Below are 17293 nucleotides of genomic sequence, written 5' to 3' on the forward strand. Positions count from 1 at the left end.
AGGTCAGATCGCCCCGAAAAGGGCGGTCTGACCTGCTGGGTTTTCAGCCCCGCCCTGATACCCGTTATCGTGGTGCGGTATGCCTCCATCCGGATGACCGGTTGGCGGCGAAAAACTCTCACAGGACCCGGAGAGAGCAATGCCTCCCAAGAAGAAGAAGATCACGGGGCTCATCAAGCTCCAGATCAAGGCCGGTGCGGCCAACCCGGCGCCGCCGGTCGGCCCCGCGCTCGGTCAGCACGGCGTCAACATCATGGAGTTCTGCAAGGCCTACAACGCCGCGACCGAGTCGCAGCGTGGCATGGTCGTGCCGGTGGAGATCACGGTCTACGACGACCGCTCCTTCACCTTCGTGACGAAGACCCCCCCGGCCGCGCGCCTCATCCTCAAGCACGCGGGTGTGGAGAAGGGCTCGGGCGAGCCGCACAAGACCAAGGTCGCCAAGCTCACCGGCGCCCAGGTCCGCGAGATCGCCACGCTGAAGATGCCCGACCTGAACGCCAACGACCTGGCCGCCGCCGAGAAGATCATCGCCGGCACCGCCCGCTCGATGGGCATCACGGTCGAGGGCTGATCCAGCCCCTCGCACGCCCCCAGTGGTAGGACCAGCGCTGGTCCGCACCACGACTCCACACCCTGCCAGGCGGCGGAAGCCGCATGGTGTATCTGCAAACAGGAGCAGAAGTGAAGCGCAGCAAGACTCTCCGCGCTGCGGACGCCAAGGTCGACCGGGACAAGCTCTACGCCCCGCTCGAGGCCGTCCGTCTCGCCAAGGAGACCTCCGCGACCAAGTTCGACAGCACCGTCGAGGTCGCCTTCCGCCTGGGTGTCGACCCGCGCAAGGCCGACCAGATGGTCCGTGGCACCGTGAACCTCCCGCACGGCACCGGCAAGACCGCCCGGGTCCTGGTCTTCGCGACCGGTGACCGTGCAGCGGCCGCGGAAGCCGCCGGCGCCGACATTGTCGGCAACGACGAGCTGATCGACGAGATCGCGAAGGGCAACCGCCTCAACGAGTTCGACGCCGTTGTGGCCACCCCGGACCTCATGGGCAAGGTCGGCCGCCTCGGCCGCGTGCTCGGTCCCCGTGGCCTCATGCCGAACCCGAAGACCGGCACCGTCACGATGGACGTCGCCAAGGCTGTCACCGAGATCAAGGGTGGCAAGATCGAGTTCCGCGTCGACAAGCACTCGAACCTGCACTTCATCATCGGCAAGGTCTCCTTCACCGATGAGCAGCTCGTCGAGAACTACGGCGCGGCCCTGGACGAGATCCTGCGTCTGAAGCCGTCCGCCGCGAAGGGCCGCTACATCAAGAAGGCCGCCCTGAGCACCACGATGGGCCCCGGCATCATCCTGGACCAGAACCGCACCCGGAACCTCCTCGTCGAGGAAGACCCGGCCGCGGTCTGACCTGGCCGGGCCTGACGGCCCGCTGGTTGCCCGAACGGGCCTCGTTCTCCCTGCACAGGGGGAGCGAGGCCCGTTCTCGCGTTCCGCCCCGAAATTCATGAAGAGATCATCCAAGCGCCCGATAGGGTAAAGATTCAATCAAACGATCATGCCGGGGACGGGGGTCCCGCCGTGGTCGCGCGCGAACGAGATCTTACTTTTTTACGGGGAGTACGAGATGAACAAGGCTGTCTGGACGCGAACGGGTGCCGCCCTGGCGGGCGCCGCACTGCTCGTGGGCGGCCTTACGGCCTGTGGCGGCGACGAGGCCGACGCGGGCAAGGGCGGGACCACCGGGTCCAAGGGTGGTGAGGCGAAGGCCCGGACGCCCGCGGAGGCGGTGAAGGCGGCCTACCTCAAGACGGTGGCGGCCAAGTTCGCCAAGGCGGAGCTGTCGACCGTCGAGGCCGACGGCAAGACCTCGACCCAGTCCGGCTCCAAGGGCTGGTACCCGTCGAGCCACGACGTCATGATCAAGGGTGAGAGGCCGGCCGCCCGGTCGATCATGATCGGCGATCTCGTCTACACCAAGTCGGACAAGCCCGTACAGGGCAAGTCCTGGATGAAGATGAACCTCTCCAAGGACGGCAAGCCCGGTGTCCGGCTCAACGAGGACCCGGCCGAGTACCTCGCGATGACCCTGGGCCAGCAGGGCCTCAAGCACGTCGCGTCGGAGCGGCTCGACGGCGTGGACACCGAGCACTACAAGGCCGTCCTCACCCACGCGGACCTCGTCAAGGCGGACGATTCCAGCAAGGTCATGGAGGAGAAGAACCGCCAGTACCTCCACGAGTCGGTCCAGGAGGTCAAGTCGCTGGAGATCGACCTCTGGATCAGCAAGGACGGCTACCCCGTCCGCGTCGACACCGTCACGGCGAGCGGGGACGCGGGACCGTCCAAGACCACGGCGAAGTTCTCCGGGTTCGGCACGACGCCCGCGGTCCAGGCGCCGCCGGCGGAGGACACGGTGGCCTTCGACGACGTCATGAAGGGTGTCGACGACACCCTCAAGGACGTCGACAAGAGCCTGAAAGAGACCGACGACAAGCTGAAGGGCCTGGGTTACTGACCCGCGAGGCCGCTTCGGGGGCCACCGCCCGGGGCGCCGTCGAGGCGGTGCCCCGAGCGGATTTGCTCCGCATCGGGTGGTTCACGTACTCTTCCGGAGAAGCCAAAGACCGCTGGTCGTTGCCGTGCTCGCAAGAGGACGGCGGCCGAAGGATTCGCTAGCTGCGAACGACCTGCGCAGGTGTTCAGAGCAAAGTTCCCGGAACTCGTTCCGGTTGAGCCACGCCCCGAGCCCTGTGCCGGGGCGTTTTCGTTTTAGCCCCTTCTGAGCGGTCCTCATCACCCGGAAGGAGGCCGACGCTCTATGGCAAGGCCCGACAAGGCTGCCGCGGTAGCCGAGCTCACGGACCAGTTCCGCGACTCGAACGCCGCCGTGCTGACCGAGTACCGGGGTCTCACCGTCGCGCAGCTCAAGACGCTGCGTCGTTCGCTCGGTGAGAACGCCCAGTACGCCGTGGTGAAGAACACGCTGACCAAGATTGCGGCCAACCAGGCCGGGATCACCGCGCTCGACGACCAGTTCACTGGTCCGACCGCGGTCGCCTTCATCACCGGTGACCCGGTGGAGTCGGCGAAGAGCCTGCGTGACTTCGCCAAGGAGAACCCGAACCTCATCATCAAGGGCGGTGTCCTTGACGGTAAGGCGCTGACCGCCGATGAGATCAAGAAGCTTGCGGACCTCGAGTCCCGCGAGGTTCTGCTCAGCAAGCTGGCCGGCGCGTTCAAGGGCAAGCAGTCTCAGGCTGCCTCGCTCTTCCAGGCGCTGCCGTCGAAGTTCGTCCGCACCGCGGAAGCGCTTCGCGTCAAGCTCGCCGAGCAGGGCGGTGCCGAGTAATTCGGCTCGCGCACTGATCCACGCCGCCTAGTGCGTGGGTCGTAGCGGGCCGTTACGCCCGCCTCTCAATACATCCGGCACCTGCCGAATTAAGTGGAAGGATCGCCCATCATGGCGAAGCTCAGCCAGGAAGACCTGCTCGCCCAGTTCGAGGAGCTCACCCTCATCGAGCTCTCCGAGTTCGTGAAGGCGTTCGAGGAGAAGTTCGACGTCACCGCCGCCGCGGCCGTCGCCGTCGCCGGTCCGGCCGGCCCGGGCGCGCCTGCCGACGCCGTCGAGGAGCAGGACGAGTTCGACGTCATCCTCACCTCCGCCGGTGACAAGAAGATCCAGGTCATCAAGGTCGTGCGCGAGCTGACCTCCCTGGGTCTCAAGGAGGCCAAGGACCTCGTGGACGGCGCCCCGAAGCCCGTCCTCGAGAAGGTCGCCAAGGAGGCCGCTGACAAGGCTGCCGAGTCCCTCAAGGCCGCCGGCGCCGGCGTCGAGGTCAAGTAACACCTCTGAGGCCCTCACAGGGCCTCTGCGAAGGGCGGTCACCCGTAAGGGTGGTCGCCCTTCGGCGTACCCGCGGTGCCTGATTTGCCCTGGTCTCGTTGGGGAGTAGGGTGATCTTCGTTGCTCCGTGACAGGGCCCGGTGATGATCCGCACGGAGCAGGGGGCCTTGACGAACGGCACGCGGCGCGCAATTCTCAGAGCCGTTGCCAGCTTGGACCAGCCGATCCGTATCCCGAGGCATGGATCGGTTACAAAGAGGGCAGTACTGATACGCGCTCTGTGTGCGAGGGCCGCAGCATTACCAACAAGGGGAAGGCCTGTTGCCGGACTCCAGAAGGCTGGTCTGGACATCAGTGAGCCAAGTGGCTACACTGACCCTTTGCGCTGCCTGTTAGCTGCCCCCTGCCCGTCGCCAGGGGCATACCTACGCTAGAGCACACCTGACTGATCACCCTGACCTGGTTCTTTGGACCGGATAGGGGAAGTTCGTCTTCTGTGTCAGCTGGGACCGGTACGCGCGTAGTGAGTCCGAGCCCTCGGAAGGACCCCCTCTTGGCCGCCTCGCGCAACGCCTCGACCAATACGAACAACGGTGCCAGCACCGCCCCGCTGCGCATCTCCTTTGCAAAGATCAAGGAGCCTCTCGAGGTTCCGAACCTCCTGGCGCTGCAGACCGAAAGCTTTGACTGGCTGCTCGGTAACGCCGCCTGGAAGTCTCGCGTCGAGTCGGCTTTGGAGAGCGGACAGGACGTCCCCACCAAGTCCGGTCTGGAAGAGATCTTCGAGGAGATCTCGCCGATCGAGGACTTCTCCGGGTCGATGTCGCTGACCTTCCGCGACCACCGTTTCGAACCCGCGAAGAACTCCGTCGACGAGTGCAAGGACCGCGACTTCACGTTCGCGGCGCCGCTGTTCGTCACGGCCGAGTTCACCAACAACGAGACTGGCGAGATCAAGTCCCAGACGGTCTTCATGGGCGACTTCCCGCTGATGACCAACAAGGGCACCTTCGTCATCAACGGCACCGAGCGTGTCGTGGTGTCGCAGCTCGTCCGTTCCCCCGGTGTCTACTTCGACTCCTCCATCGACAAGACGTCCGACAAGGACATCTTCTCCGCCAAGATCATCCCGTCCCGGGGTGCCTGGCTGGAGATGGAGATCGACAAGCGCGACATGGTCGGTGTCCGCATCGACCGCAAGCGCAAGCAGTCCGTCACCGTTCTCCTGAAGGCTCTCGGTTGGACCACCGAGCAGATCCTGGAGGAGTTCGGCGAGTACGAGTCCATGCGCGCCACCCTGGAGAAGGACCACACCCAGGGTCAGGACGACGCGCTGCTCGACATCTACCGCAAGCTGCGTCCGGGCGAACCGCCGACCCGTGAGGCCGCGCAGACGCTGCTCGAGAACCTCTACTTCAACCCCAAGCGCTACGACCTCGCCAAGGTCGGTCGCTACAAGGTCAACAAGAAGCTCGGCGCCGACGAGCCGCTCGATGCCGGTGTGCTGACGACGGACGACGTCATCGCCACCATCCGCTACCTGGTCAAGCTGCACGCCGGCGAGACCGAGACGGTGGGCGAGTCGGGCCGTCCGATCGTCGTCGAGACCGACGACATCGACCACTTCGGCAACCGTCGTCTGCGCAACGTCGGCGAGCTCATCCAGAACCAGGTCCGCACGGGTCTGGCTCGTATGGAGCGCGTCGTGCGCGAGCGCATGACCACGCAGGACGTCGAGGCGATCACGCCGCAGACCCTGATCAACATCCGGCCGGTCGTCGCCTCCATCAAGGAGTTCTTCGGCACCAGCCAGCTGTCGCAGTTCATGGACCAGAACAACCCGCTGTCGGGTCTCACCCACAAGCGCCGCCTGTCGGCGCTCGGTCCGGGTGGTCTGTCCCGTGAGCGGGCCGGCTTCGAGGTCCGAGACGTTCACCCGTCGCACTACGGCCGCATGTGCCCGATCGAAACGCCTGAAGGCCCGAACATCGGTCTGATCGGTTCGCTCGCGTCCTACGGCCGCGTCAACGCGTTCGGTTTCGTCGAGACCCCGTACCGCAAGGTCGTCGAGGGCGTCGTCACCGACGACGTCGACTACCTGACGGCCGACGAGGAAGACCGCTTCGTCATCGCCCAGGCCAACGCCGGCCTGAGCGACGAGATGCGCTTCACCGAGAACCGCGTGCTGGTCCGCCGTCGTGGTGGCGAGATCGACTACATCGCCGGTGACGACGTCGACTACATGGACGTCTCCCCGCGCCAGATGGTGTCCGTCGCGACCGCGATGATCCCCTTCCTGGAGCACGACGACGCCAACCGCGCCCTCATGGGCGCGAACATGATGCGCCAGGCCGTTCCGCTCATCAAGGCGGAAGCGCCGCTCGTCGGCACCGGCATGGAGTACCGCTGCGCCGTCGACGCCGGTGACTCGATCAAGGCGGAGAAGGACGGTGTCGTCCAGGAGGTCTCGGCCGACTACATCACCGTCGCGAACGACGACGGTACGTACACCACGTACCGCGTCGCGAAGTTCTCCCGCTCGAACCAGGGCACCTCGGTCAACCAGAAGGTCATCGTCAACGAGGGTGACCGCATCATCGAGGCGCAGGTCCTCGCCGACGGTCCGGCGACCGAAGAGGGCGAAATGGCCCTCGGCAAGAACCTGCTCGTCGCGTTCATGCCCTGGGAAGGTCACAACTACGAGGACGCGATCATCCTGTCGCAGCGCCTCGTACAGGACGACGTCCTCTCCTCGATCCACATCGAGGAGCACGAGGTCGACGCCCGTGACACCAAGCTGGGCCCCGAGGAGATCACCCGGGACATCCCGAACGTCTCCGAGGAGGTCCTCGCGGACCTCGACGAGCGCGGCATCATCCGCATCGGTGCGGACGTCGTCGCCGGCGACATCCTGGTCGGCAAGGTCACGCCCAAGGGCGAGACCGAGCTGACCCCGGAAGAGCGCCTGCTCCGCGCGATCTTCGGTGAGAAGGCCCGCGAGGTGCGCGACACCTCGCTCAAGGTCCCCCACGGTGAGATCGGCAAGGTCATCGGCGTCCGGGTCTTCGACCGCGAAGAGGGCGACGAGCTTCCCCCGGGCGTGAACCAGCTGGTCCGCGTCTACGTCGCCCAGAAGCGCAAGATCACCGACGGTGACAAGCTCGCCGGCCGCCACGGCAACAAGGGTGTCATCTCCAAGATCCTTCCGATCGAGGACATGCCCTTCCTTGAGGACGGCACGCCGGTCGACATCATCCTGAACCCGCTGGGTGTCCCGTCCCGAATGAACCCGGGACAGGTCCTGGAGATCCACCTCGGCTGGCTCGCCAGCCGCGGCTGGGACGTCTCCGGCCTCGGCGAGGAGTGGGCCGAGCGGCTGAAGGCCATCGGCGCCGACCGCGTCGAGCCCGGCACCAACGTCGCCACCCCGGTGTTCGACGGTGCCCGCGAGGACGAGCTGACCGGCTTGTTCGAGCACACCATCCCGAACCGCGACGGCGACCGCCTGGTCCTGCCCTCCGGCAAGGCGCACCTGTTCGACGGCCGCTCCGGCGAGCCGTTCCCGGAGCCGGTCTCGGTCGGCTACATGTACATCCTCAAGCTCCACCACCTGGTCGACGACAAGCTCCACGCTCGGTCGACCGGTCCGTACTCGATGATCACGCAGCAGCCGCTGGGTGGTAAGGCGCAGTTCGGTGGCCAGCGCTTCGGTGAGATGGAGGTGTGGGCGCTCGAGGCTTATGGCGCCGCTTACGCCCTCCAGGAGCTGCTGACCATCAAGTCCGATGACGTCACCGGCCGCGTGAAGGTATACGAGGCCATCGTCAAGGGCGAGAACATCCCCGAGCCGGGCATTCCCGAGTCCTTCAAGGTGCTCATCAAGGAAATGCAGTCGCTCTGCCTCAACGTGGAGGTGCTGTCCTCGGACGGCATGTCCATCGAGATGCGCGACACCGACGAGGACGTCTTCCGCGCGGCGGAGGAGCTCGGTATCGACCTGTCCCGGCGTGAGCCGAGCAGCGTCGAAGAGGTCTGACGGGCCTGACGGGGGGCTCGCTCAAGAGCCCCCCGTCATCCCCGGGACCGTTCAGACCATGATTGAGACTCGACCCCGAAAGAGGGATTGACGCACAGTGCTCGACGTCAACTTCTTCGACGAGCTGCGGATCGGCCTTGCCACCGCGGACGACATCCGAACCTGGTCCCACGGCGAGGTCAAGAAGCCGGAGACCATCAACTACCGCACCCTCAAGCCCGAGAAGGACGGACTCTTCTGCGAGAAGATCTTCGGTCCGACCCGGGACTGGGAGTGCTACTGCGGCAAGTACAAGCGTGTCCGCTTCAAGGGCATCATCTGTGAGCGCTGTGGCGTCGAAGTCACGCGCGCCAAGGTGCGTCGCGAGCGGATGGGCCACATCGAGCTCGCCGCTCCCGTCACCCACATCTGGTACTTCAAGGGCGTTCCGTCGCGTCTTGGCTACCTGCTGGACCTCGCGCCGAAGGACCTCGAAAAGGTCATCTACTTCGCCGCGTACATGATCACGTTCGTGGACGACGAGCGCCGCACCCGCGACCTCCCGTCGCTGGAGGCCCACGTCTCCGTCGAGCGCCAGCAGATCGAGAACCGCCGCGACGCGGACCTCGAAGGCCGCGCCAAGAAGCTCGAGACCGACCTGGCCGAGCTCGAGGCCGAGGGCGCGAAGGCCGACGTGCGCCGCAAGGTGCGCGAGGGTGCCGAGCGCGAGATGAAGCAGCTGCGCGACCGTGCGCAGCGCGAGATCGACCGTCTGGACGAGGTCTGGTCGCGCTTCAAGAACCTCAAGGTCCAGGACCTCGAGGGCGACGAGCTGCTCTACCGCGAGCTGCGTGACCGCTTCGGCACGTACTTCGACGGTTCGATGGGTGCCGCGGCGCTGCAGAAGCGCCTGGAGTCCTTCGACCTCGAGGAAGAGGCCGAGCGCCTCCGCGAGATCATCCGTACCGGCAAGGGCCAGAAGAAGACCCGCGCGCTCAAGCGCCTCAAGGTCGTCTCCGCGTTCCTGCAGACCAGCAACAGCCCCAAGGGCATGGTGCTGGACTGCGTGCCGGTGATCCCGCCGGACCTGCGTCCGATGGTGCAGCTGGACGGTGGCCGCTTCGCGACCTCCGACCTGAACGACCTGTACCGCCGCGTGATCAACCGCAACAACCGCCTGAAGCGCCTTCTCGACCTCGGTGCCCCCGAGATCATCGTGAACAACGAGAAGCGCATGCTCCAGGAGGCCGTCGACGCCCTCTTCGACAACGGTCGTCGTGGTCGTCCGGTGACCGGTCCCGGCAACCGCCCCCTGAAGTCCCTGAGCGACATGCTCAAGGGCAAGCAGGGTCGCTTCCGCCAGAACCTCCTCGGCAAGCGCGTGGACTACTCCGCGCGTTCCGTGATCGTCGTCGGTCCGCAGCTGAAGCTGCACCAGTGCGGTCTGCCGAAGGCCATGGCGCTGGAGCTCTTCAAGCCGTTCGTGATGAAGCGCCTGGTCGACCTGAACCACGCGCAGAACATCAAGTCGGCGAAGCGCATGGTCGAGCGCGGCCGTACGGTCGTCTACGACGTGCTCGAAGAGGTCATCGCCGAGCACCCGGTGCTGCTGAACCGTGCGCCCACGCTGCACCGTCTCGGCATCCAGGCCTTCGAGCCCCAGCTGGTCGAAGGCAAGGCCATCCAGATCCACCCGCTCGTCTGCACCGCGTTCAACGCGGACTTCGACGGTGACCAGATGGCCGTGCACCTCCCGCTCTCCGCGGAGGCGCAGGCCGAGGCCCGCATCCTGATGCTGTCCTCGAACAACATCCTCAAGCCCGCCGACGGCCGGCCGGTCACGATGCCGACCCAGGACATGGTCCTCGGTCTGTTCTTCCTGACCACCGACGGCGACCTCCGTGACACCAAGGGCGAGGGCCGCGCGTTCGGCTCCACGGCCGAGGCGACCATGGCGTTCGACAACGGCGAGCTCGCGCTCCAGTCGCAGGTCGACATCCGCTTCCCGGTGGGCACCATCCCGCCGCGCGGCTGGGTGCCGCCGGTAGCGGAAGAGGGCGAGCAGGAGTTCCAGCCGGGCGACAGCTTCCGTCTGCGCACCTCCCTGGGCCGCGCGCTCTTCAACGAGCTGCTGCCCGAGGACTACCCGTTCGTCGACTACTCGGTGGGCAAGAAGCAGCTCTCCGAGATCGTCAACGACCTGGCCGAGCGCTACCCCAAGGTCATCGTGGCGGCGACGCTCGACAACCTGAAGGCGGCGGGCTTCCACTGGGCGACCCGTTCGGGCGTCACCGTGGCCATCTCCGACGTCGTCGTGCCCGAGGCCAAGAAGGCCATCGTCAAGGGCTACGAGGAGCAGGACGAGAAGGTCCAGAAGCAGTACGAGCGCGGCCTGATCACCAAGGACGAGCGCACGCAGGAGCTCATCGCGATCTGGACCAAGGCGACCAACGAGGTTGCCGAGGCGATGAACGCGAACTTCCCCAAGACGAACCCCATCTTCATGATGGTTGACTCGGGTGCCCGAGGAAACATGATGCAGATGCGACAGATCGCCGGTATGCGTGGTCTGGTGTCGAACGCGAAGAACGAGACCATCCCGCGTCCCATCAAGGCCTCGTTCCGTGAGGGCCTCACCGTTCTGGAGTACTTCATCTCCACGCACGGTGCCCGTAAGGGTCTGGCGGACACCGCCCTGCGTACCGCCGACTCGGGTTACCTCACCCGTCGTCTGGTGGACGTCTCGCAGGACGTCATCATCCGCGAGGAGGACTGCGGTACCGAGCGCGGTCTGAAGCTCAAGATCGCCGTTCGGGACGAGACCGGTGTCCTGCGCAAGGCCGACGACGTCGAGACCTCGATCTACGCCCGCATGCTGGCCGAGGACGTCGTCATCGACGGCAAGGTCATCGCGCCGGCCAACGTCGACCTCGGTGACGTCCTGATCGACGCCCTGGTCGCCAACGGCGTCGAGGAGGTCAAGACCCGCTCGGTCCTGACCTGTGAGTCCGCGGTCGGCACCTGTGCCTTCTGCTACGGACGCTCGCTCGCCACCGGCAAGCTGGTCGACATCGGTGAGGCGGTCGGCATCATCGCCGCCCAGTCCATCGGTGAGCCCGGTACCCAGCTGACGATGCGTACCTTCCACACCGGTGGTGTGGCCGGTGACGACATCACGCAGGGTCTGCCGCGTGTCGTCGAGCTCTTCGAGGCCCGTACCCCGAAGGGTGTCGCCCCGATCTCCGAGGCCGCCGGCCGCGTGCGGATCGAGGAGACCGAGAAGACCAAGAAGATCGTCATCACGCCGGACGACGGTGCCGAGGAGACGGCGTTCCCGATCTCCAAGCGCGCCAAGGTCCTCGTGCACGAAGGTGACCACGTCGAGGTGGGCCAGAAGCTCACCGCGGGTGCCACCAACCCGCACGACGTGCTGCGCATCCTCGGTCAGCGCGCGGTCCAGGTCCACCTGGTCGGCGAAGTCCAGAAGGTCTACAACTCGCAGGGCGTGTCGATCCACGACAAGCACATCGAGATCATCATCCGGCAGATGCTGCGCCGCGTGACGATCATCGAGTCCGGCGACGCGGAGCTGCTTCCGGGCGAGCTGGTCGAGCGGTCGAAGTTCGAGACCGAGAACCGTCGCGTGGTCACCGAGGGCGGTCACCCCGCCTCCGGCCGTCCGCAGCTGATGGGTATCACCAAGGCCTCGCTCGCGACCGAGTCGTGGCTGTCGGCGGCGTCCTTCCAGGAGACGACCAGGGTTCTGACGGACGCGGCGATCAACGCCAAGTCCGACTCCCTGATCGGCCTCAAGGAGAACGTCATCATCGGTAAGCTCATCCCGGCCGGTACGGGTCTGTCCCGCTACCGCAACATCCGGGTCGAGCCGACCGAGGAAGCCAAGGCCGCGATGTACTCGGCCGTCGGCTACGACGACATCGACTACTCGCCGTTCGGCACGGGCTCCGGCCAGGCCGTCCCGCTGGAGGACTACGACTACGGCCCGTACAACGGCTGAGTCGCGGTACCGCAGTAGGCAGTAGGCAGTAACCGCAGGGCGGTCACCCGAGAGGGTGACCGCCCTGCGGCGTTGTGCGGTCCAGGTACGGCTGGAGGTGGTGGAGCCGGGTCCGGTGGTCGGGGTGGCTCGACAGGAGGCGGGACAGGAGCCGGGTTGCCTCCGGGCCGCCGCTTGCTTCCTCGTCCAGCGACCGGCGCAGCAGGGCGGCCAGCATCGGCGCGAAGCCGAGGCCCGCGGCGTGCGCGTCGGCGCGCAGCTCGGCCCGGCGCCCGACCGCCGCCGCCAGCCAGGGGAGGGCGAGCAGGAGCAGCGGCAGCCCGTAGGTCGCGGCCAGGGTGCGGTACGCCAGATAACCGCCGAGCGCGAGGACCACGAGGGTGGCGGTGGGGGAGAGGGCGCGGGCGGCCCGGACCCGCACGCGGGCCAGCGCCTGTCGGCAGGCCCGCGCGGGGAGCCCGTACCACTGCCCGAGCAGCCCGGCCCACGCGTGGCCGCCGGTGTGGTGGCCCAGCTCGTGGGCGAGTACGGCGGCCAGCTGGGAGCGGGGCAGCCGCTCCAGCGCATGCCGGGTGACCCCCACGATGTGCCCGGCGGCGGCGAACGCGTTGAGGTCGTCGCTGTCCTCGATCCACAGCTGGTAGCGGCCGCCGTCGACGCCGGCGCGGGCGGTGACCTCGCGCCACACCGGGGTGAGCACGGCCAGTTCATGGGGGAGCGGCCGGTGCAGCCGCAGCAGGTGCCGGGCGATGCGCTCTTCGGTGGGCCGGTGGAAGACGAGCGCGCCGGAGCCCGCCCAGAGCCCGACCGTGGCCCAGGCGGGCGGTCCGAGCCAGGCCTCCAGGGCGAGGGCCGCGGCCCCCACGAGCGCGAGACCGAGCAGGAAGCCGGGCAGGTGCAGCGCGAGCCGCAGCCAGGTGGTGCCGTCGAGGCCGCGCTGGCGGGCCCGGTAGGTGACCCGGGTGCCGGGAGCGTGGCGGTAGGCGAGGTCGTCGGCCGGTCGGTGGTCCGGCGCGGGGTCGGACAGCGGGTCCATGGGAGGTCTCCGGTCAGCCGATGAGGAGGGCCGTGGGCAGCAGGAGCGCGCCCGCGCAGAAGGCGAGCAGCCCGGTCCGGATCCACTGGTGCTTACGGACGGCGATCCGGCTGTTCGCGGCGAGGGCCGCGCGGAGCGCGGCGGCGGGGTCGTCGTCGGTGGCGGCGAGGGCTTCGGCGAGCCGGCCCTGCCGGTCCGCGGAGCGGACGTCCCCGAAGTAGGAGAGGGGCACCCCGGCCCGCCATTCGGTGCTGAGCGAGCGGGGCAGTACGGCCAGCAGCAGCGCGGGCAGCGACGCCGCGAGCGCGACCGCCCCCGCCCACCACACGACCCGGCCCGGCGCGGACAGCAGGCCGGGCTGCCAGTGCCGTCCGGCGAGCTGGGCGCTGAGCACCCCGGCGGTCATTCCGAGCGCTCCGACCAGCAGGGACGCCTTGCTGTCGGCCCGGGCGATCTCGACCCGGAGGTCGGCCAGCAGCCGGGCGGCGGCCTCGTTCCCGTCGCCGCTCACCGGGGGGCGTCCGATTCGTTTGCCCTGGACGGTGCACCGGCGGATGAGGCCGATGGGGGCGGCCCGGACGGGGATGATTCGCCCAGGATGAACTGGCCGAGGATGCCGTGGGCGGCAGTGATCGAGAGGCGCCTGATCGCCTCCAGCTCGAAGGGCTCCGCCCCGCCCTTGTCCAGGACCGCCTTCACCAGCTGCAGCTGCGCATTGATCTCGTCCCGGTGGTCCTGGGTGAGGTGGGTCATGGCCTCCTTGGCGTCGTCCGGGTGCCGAGCCAGGTGCAGGGCCCAGGCGTCGACCCCACCGCGGGCCAGGTACTCGCGGTAGAAGGCGATGCGCTTGGCCTCGTACTCCTGGACCTCCAGCTGCCCCTGCTGCGTCAGCACGTCCGCGGCCGTGGCGTGCTCGATGCCCTGGAGGTGCCGGGCCTGCGCGATGTTGTCCGCGTCCCTGCGGATGCGTACGGTCCAGCGCACGCCCAGCCCTTCGTCCGCGCCGAGCCGGGCGTGCCCCAGGGCGGACAGCACTTCCGCCTCGGCCTCGGCGCTCTCGGCGATCGGGAAGCGGCGCGCGACCGGGCGAGCCGCTCGCTCCAAGGTGCCGAGCAGCAGGCGGGGGACGTGGCGGTGGCCGCTGCGCACGTAAAGGACCGGGTCGGTGACCCGCCAGTCGAGCTGCACGGTGGCGTCGAACTCGTGGGCGTCGTCGCTGCTGGGGAGCGGAATCAGCGCCTCGACGGGGTGGACGCCCATGTCCACTTCGTAGACGGCCGTGTACCGGCGCCGGATCCGGCGCGGCCGGTCCGGGGGCAGGTACGCGTCGTAGGTACCGCGCGCCGTGGAACAGACCAGGGCGTGATCGATGCGGGTCGGGACGGTCCGGGCGAGACCGTAGCGGCCCAGTTGGCGCACGGTGATCACCGGATCGACGAGCGGGGTGTGCCGGTCCGCGTGCTGGTCCCAGTCGGGGGCGCGGAGCAGGGGGTTGTCCATGGTCGGTCTCCTCTCAGGCGGGGGTGAGCGCGCGCAGGCGGGCGGCCGCCGCGGGCGGGGGGCGGCCGTCGAGGCCCGGGACGGTGGCGAGGAGGTGGTCGAGCCGGGCGGCCTCGCGGCTGTCGGTCACGAGGGCGGGCAGCAGGGAGGCCAGGACGCGTTCCGTGCCGGGATCCGTGTCGGCGGCCCGTACCCAGCCGTGCAGGATTTCCTCCGCACGGCGGCCGCGGTCGCGGTCGTGGTCGCCGAGAGCGGTGCGCAGGAGGAGGGCGATCCCGTCGGCGGACGCCGTGCCGCGCCCGTACCAGGCCAGTACGGGCGGGCAGCGGGGGTCGTCGGTGCGGGAGCAGGCGTCGAGGAACCCGTCCAGGGCGAGGGCGCGAGTGGAGGGGTGGTCGCCGAGGGTGCGGCACAGCTCGGCGAGGACGGTGTCCTCCGCCGGGGAGAGGAGCAGCAGGGCGACGGAGTGGGGCAGTTCTTCGCTGATCCGCTGGTCGGGCTTGTCCAGCTCGGCTTGCCGGCGGGCCTGGGCCCGCAGGGCCCTGAGGGTGTCCACCGGCCGTTCCGGGCCGATCAGCCCGTGGGCGCGGACGGCGACCCAGCAGCGTTTCGGCGCGGCGCTGTCAGCGCTCCAGCCGTCGATGATCCGCGGGATGTTGGGAGCGTCGATCCGGTGGGCGAGGGTGAGGGCGCTGACGGCCGTGAGCTGCTGCCGGGGCTTCGCCGAGTCGGCCCAGCGTTCGATGACGAGCGCCATCGCGGACGGGAGGTCGGTGAGCGCCAGGACCGCCACGGTGGCGGCGGCCCGGGTGCGGACGAAGGGACGACCATCGACGGACAGGTCGTCGAGCCATCCGGTCAGTGCGGGGCGGGCGGCCGGGTGGCCGGTCCACACCTGGTTCAGCAGGACCCGGGCGGTCCTGTCGTCCTTGAAGGAGGCGTTGAGCTGGAACACTTCACCCCACTCGGTTTCCACCTTCCTGCGGTCGATCCGCGCGCGGGCGGTCTGGAGGCGTTTGGCGATGTGGGTGCCGAACACGGGTATGCGCTGACCGTGTTCCGGGTCTCCTGTCCGGCGCAGCTTCTCGTACAGCTTGTCGCTGAGTTCGGCGGTCAGGGGATACGGGCCGTTGTCGAAGGCGGCGAGGGCGATGAGGAAGGCCTGCTCCCGCAGGGCCATCGTGTCCTCGGACTCCTCGAACCACTCCTGGACCTGCCGCTCCAGCGCGCGCTGCGAGTACTCGTCGATCTCGACCGGGTCGGCCCGGACAAGGGCCTCGGCGTATCCCGCCACTTCGCGCAACTGGTGCTGCCGGGAGAGGAACGAGGTGACGGCGCCGAGGCCCAGTAACCGGTCGGCGGTGCCGGCGCCTACCCGCCGGTGCAGCAGGGCCGTCAGTACGGCCCGTGCCGGCGGCGGCTCCCAGAGGGCGGGACGGACCGTGTCCTCGATGTAGGGGCTGTGCCCCGTCGTGATGACCAGGTAGGAGTTCTTGCGGCGCAGACAGTCCCGGGCTGCGAGCAACTGAGCCTCGCGCAGTGGATCCGCGCGCGTGGGCTCCACGTTGAACTGCACATGCCCGCAGTGCTCCTCGGGCGTCATGCTTTCCGGCTTCGTGTCGCGATCCACGGATTTCACCGGTGCGACGCCCAGTGCGCGCAGCAGCATCAGGGCCGCGGTGCGCCGACCGGTGTGCGGATCACCGCTCAGGACCAGGACGTGCTCGTCGCGCAGCCGCTCCACCAGGGCGTCGAAGCCGGTCCCCTCCGTGACGAAGCCGTCGGCCAGCCGGTCCAGGGTCTCCTGGGGGATCGTCCCCGATGTGGGGGTCGAGCCGTAGCTCCCGTAGTGGTGGAGGTGTACGCCGCCGCTGATGTCGTGCGCGGCGACGCCGTGGTTCACGCCGTCGAAGCGCATCGAGGGCGGGGCGTGGTCGTTCAGGTCGCGGCGGGAGTCCCATGCCTGCTGGGTCTGTTCCTGCTGCGCCTGCTCCGGCTCCGCCGGTGCGTCCGGTTCCTTGGGTGCTTCGGGTGGTTCGGGTTCGGCGCTCACCGCCGGTCTCCGGGGTTCCCGAAGGTGACGCCGCCCTGGATCTGGTGCGCGACCACGCCGTGGTTGGTGCCCCGGAAGTCGAGCCCGGCCCCTGAAGTCGGGGCGGTCGCGGGCGCCGTCGGCTCAGCGGGGGCGGCGGGCGCGGAGGACGTCGTCGGCGCTCCGTGGAGCCACGCCGACAGCGGGCCGTTCTTGCTCTCCATGGCGACCCGGTGGAACCGGTCCGCCGGGATTCCGGTGTGGTTGTGGCGCACGATGCCCGCGTACACCGGTTCGGAGACGCAGAGCGCGTAGTCGTCCGTGCTCTCCCGCAGCGCGGCCCGCAGCGGGTCCCCGTCCAGCAGGCGGTAGGCCTGGTTGAGGTCGCTGCCGACCCCTTCACCGTGCTCATCGATGAGGACGAAGCCCGTGGCCAGGACGGCGCGCAGACGGATCTGGGCCGAGTCCGCGGCCAGCCGGTTCACCGAGCGGAGTTCGGCGGGCACCGTGGTGAGCAGGGTGCTGAGCAGCGTCGTGAGGGGAACCGAGGAGTCGATCAGCTCGGTGATCGCGTCGCCGCGGTCGGCGCGCCGCCGCAGGGTCTGGTCGACCCCCGCGGCCAGCAGCGTGCGGTCGACGATGCCGTAGAGCATGCGGCGCAGGTAGGTCTGCTGGACGTCGTCGCGGTCGCTGAAACGTTCGGTGTCGATCAGGAGGATCGAGTACGGCAGGGGATGCGCGGGGTGCGGGGTCGTCGTCATGGGAGGAGCGTGCGGCAGCGGCGAGCCGCGGCGTGAGGTCGTATGACCCTCCCCGAGTGTGACCGTGTGCACTGAAGGGCC

Annotated in this window: 12 protein-coding genes; 7 read left to right on the top strand and 5 right to left on the bottom strand. The window is 68.4% G+C overall.

The window, feature by feature from the left end; all coding sequences use genetic code 11:
• The first annotated feature begins 139 nt into the window (after positions 1 to 139).
• The 7 genes from rplK to ABZY31_RS22345 all read left to right on the top strand — a co-directional run bounded on the left by rplK (position 140) and on the right by ABZY31_RS22345 (position 11883).
• Complete coding sequence (gene rplK, locus ABZY31_RS22315; protein ID WP_283452383.1) at positions 140 to 574, top strand: 50S ribosomal protein L11; 435 nt, start codon at positions 140 to 142, stop codon at positions 572 to 574.
• Positions 575 to 684: 110 nt separating this feature from the next.
• A complete protein-coding gene (gene rplA / locus ABZY31_RS22320; protein ID WP_330332007.1) occupies positions 685 to 1413 on the top strand; it encodes a 50S ribosomal protein L1 in 729 nt (242 codons plus the stop codon).
• Positions 1414 to 1630: 217 nt separating this feature from the next.
• A complete protein-coding gene (locus ABZY31_RS22325) occupies positions 1631 to 2521 on the top strand; it encodes a hypothetical protein (RefSeq protein ID WP_356412953.1) in 891 nt (296 codons plus the stop codon).
• Positions 2522 to 2824: 303 nt separating this feature from the next.
• Positions 2825 to 3355: a 50S ribosomal protein L10 gene (gene rplJ, locus ABZY31_RS22330; protein WP_356412955.1), complete on the top strand. Its 531-nt coding sequence runs from the start codon at positions 2825 to 2827 to the stop codon at positions 3353 to 3355.
• Positions 3356 to 3466: 111 nt separating this feature from the next.
• Positions 3467 to 3850 (top strand): 50S ribosomal protein L7/L12, encoded by a 384-nt coding sequence (rplL, locus tag ABZY31_RS22335; protein WP_356412957.1) that lies wholly within the window; start codon positions 3467 to 3469, stop codon positions 3848 to 3850.
• A gap of 553 nt (positions 3851 to 4403) precedes the next feature.
• Positions 4404 to 7886: a DNA-directed RNA polymerase subunit beta gene (gene rpoB / locus ABZY31_RS22340; RefSeq protein WP_356412959.1), complete on the top strand. Its 3483-nt coding sequence runs from the start codon at positions 4404 to 4406 to the stop codon at positions 7884 to 7886.
• Between the two features lie 97 nt (positions 7887 to 7983).
• Positions 7984 to 11883 (top strand): DNA-directed RNA polymerase subunit beta', encoded by a 3900-nt coding sequence (locus tag ABZY31_RS22345; RefSeq protein WP_356412961.1) that lies wholly within the window; start codon positions 7984 to 7986, stop codon positions 11881 to 11883.
• 43 nt (positions 11884 to 11926) lie between these two features.
• On the opposite strand, the gene ABZY31_RS22350 is transcribed toward ABZY31_RS22345, so the two are convergent.
• Genes ABZY31_RS22350 through ABZY31_RS22370 form a run of 5 tightly spaced genes read right to left on the bottom strand, consistent with a single transcriptional unit; the run spans position 11927 to position 17212 of the window.
• Complete coding sequence (locus ABZY31_RS22350; RefSeq protein ID WP_356412963.1) at positions 11927 to 12919, bottom strand: M48 family metalloprotease; 993 nt, start codon at positions 12917 to 12919, stop codon at positions 11927 to 11929.
• 13 nt (positions 12920 to 12932) lie between these two features.
• Positions 12933 to 13430: a Pycsar system effector family protein gene (locus ABZY31_RS22355; protein ID WP_356412965.1), complete on the bottom strand. Its 498-nt coding sequence runs from the start codon at positions 13428 to 13430 to the stop codon at positions 12933 to 12935.
• Positions 13427 to 14419 carry a hypothetical protein gene (locus ABZY31_RS22360; protein ID WP_356412966.1) on the bottom strand — a complete coding sequence of 331 codons (993 nt, stop codon included), beginning with the start codon at positions 14417 to 14419 and terminating at the stop codon, positions 13427 to 13429. The genes ABZY31_RS22355 and ABZY31_RS22360 overlap by 4 nt, the downstream gene beginning before the upstream one ends.
• Positions 14420 to 14432: 13 nt before the next feature.
• Complete coding sequence (locus tag ABZY31_RS22365) at positions 14433 to 16472, bottom strand: hypothetical protein (protein ID WP_356412968.1); 2040 nt, start codon at positions 16470 to 16472, stop codon at positions 14433 to 14435.
• Positions 16469 to 17212: a hypothetical protein gene (locus ABZY31_RS22370; RefSeq protein WP_356412969.1), complete on the bottom strand. Its 744-nt coding sequence runs from the start codon at positions 17210 to 17212 to the stop codon at positions 16469 to 16471. The genes ABZY31_RS22365 and ABZY31_RS22370 overlap by 4 nt, the downstream gene beginning before the upstream one ends.
• Between the last annotated feature and the right edge of the window lie 81 nt (positions 17213 to 17293).

Origin of the sequence: Streptomyces sp. NPDC006529 (assembly GCF_040611795.1) — a bacterium.
Lineage (GTDB): Bacteria > Actinomycetota > Actinomycetes > Streptomycetales > Streptomycetaceae > Streptomyces.

Bases quoted from the DNA above. Each gene is read 5' to 3' on its own strand.
- rplK (WP_283452383.1), top strand. From the start codon at position 140: ATGCCTCCCAAGAAGAAGAAGATCACGGGGCTCATCAAGCTCCAGATC.
- ABZY31_RS22325 (WP_356412953.1), top strand. From the start codon at position 1,631: ATGAACAAGGCTGTCTGGACGCGAACGGGTGCCGCCCTGGCGGGCGCC.
- rplJ (WP_356412955.1), top strand. From the start codon at position 2,825: ATGGCAAGGCCCGACAAGGCTGCCGCGGTAGCCGAGCTCACGGACCAG.
- rplL (WP_356412957.1), top strand. From the start codon at position 3,467: ATGGCGAAGCTCAGCCAGGAAGACCTGCTCGCCCAGTTCGAGGAGCTC.
- ABZY31_RS22350 (WP_356412963.1), bottom strand. From the start codon at position 12,919: ATGGACCCGCTGTCCGACCCCGCGCCGGACCACCGACCGGCCGACGAC.
- ABZY31_RS22360 (WP_356412966.1), bottom strand. From the start codon at position 14,419: ATGGACAACCCCCTGCTCCGCGCCCCCGACTGGGACCAGCACGCGGAC.
- ABZY31_RS22370 (WP_356412969.1), bottom strand. From the start codon at position 17,212: ATGACGACGACCCCGCACCCCGCGCATCCCCTGCCGTACTCGATCCTC.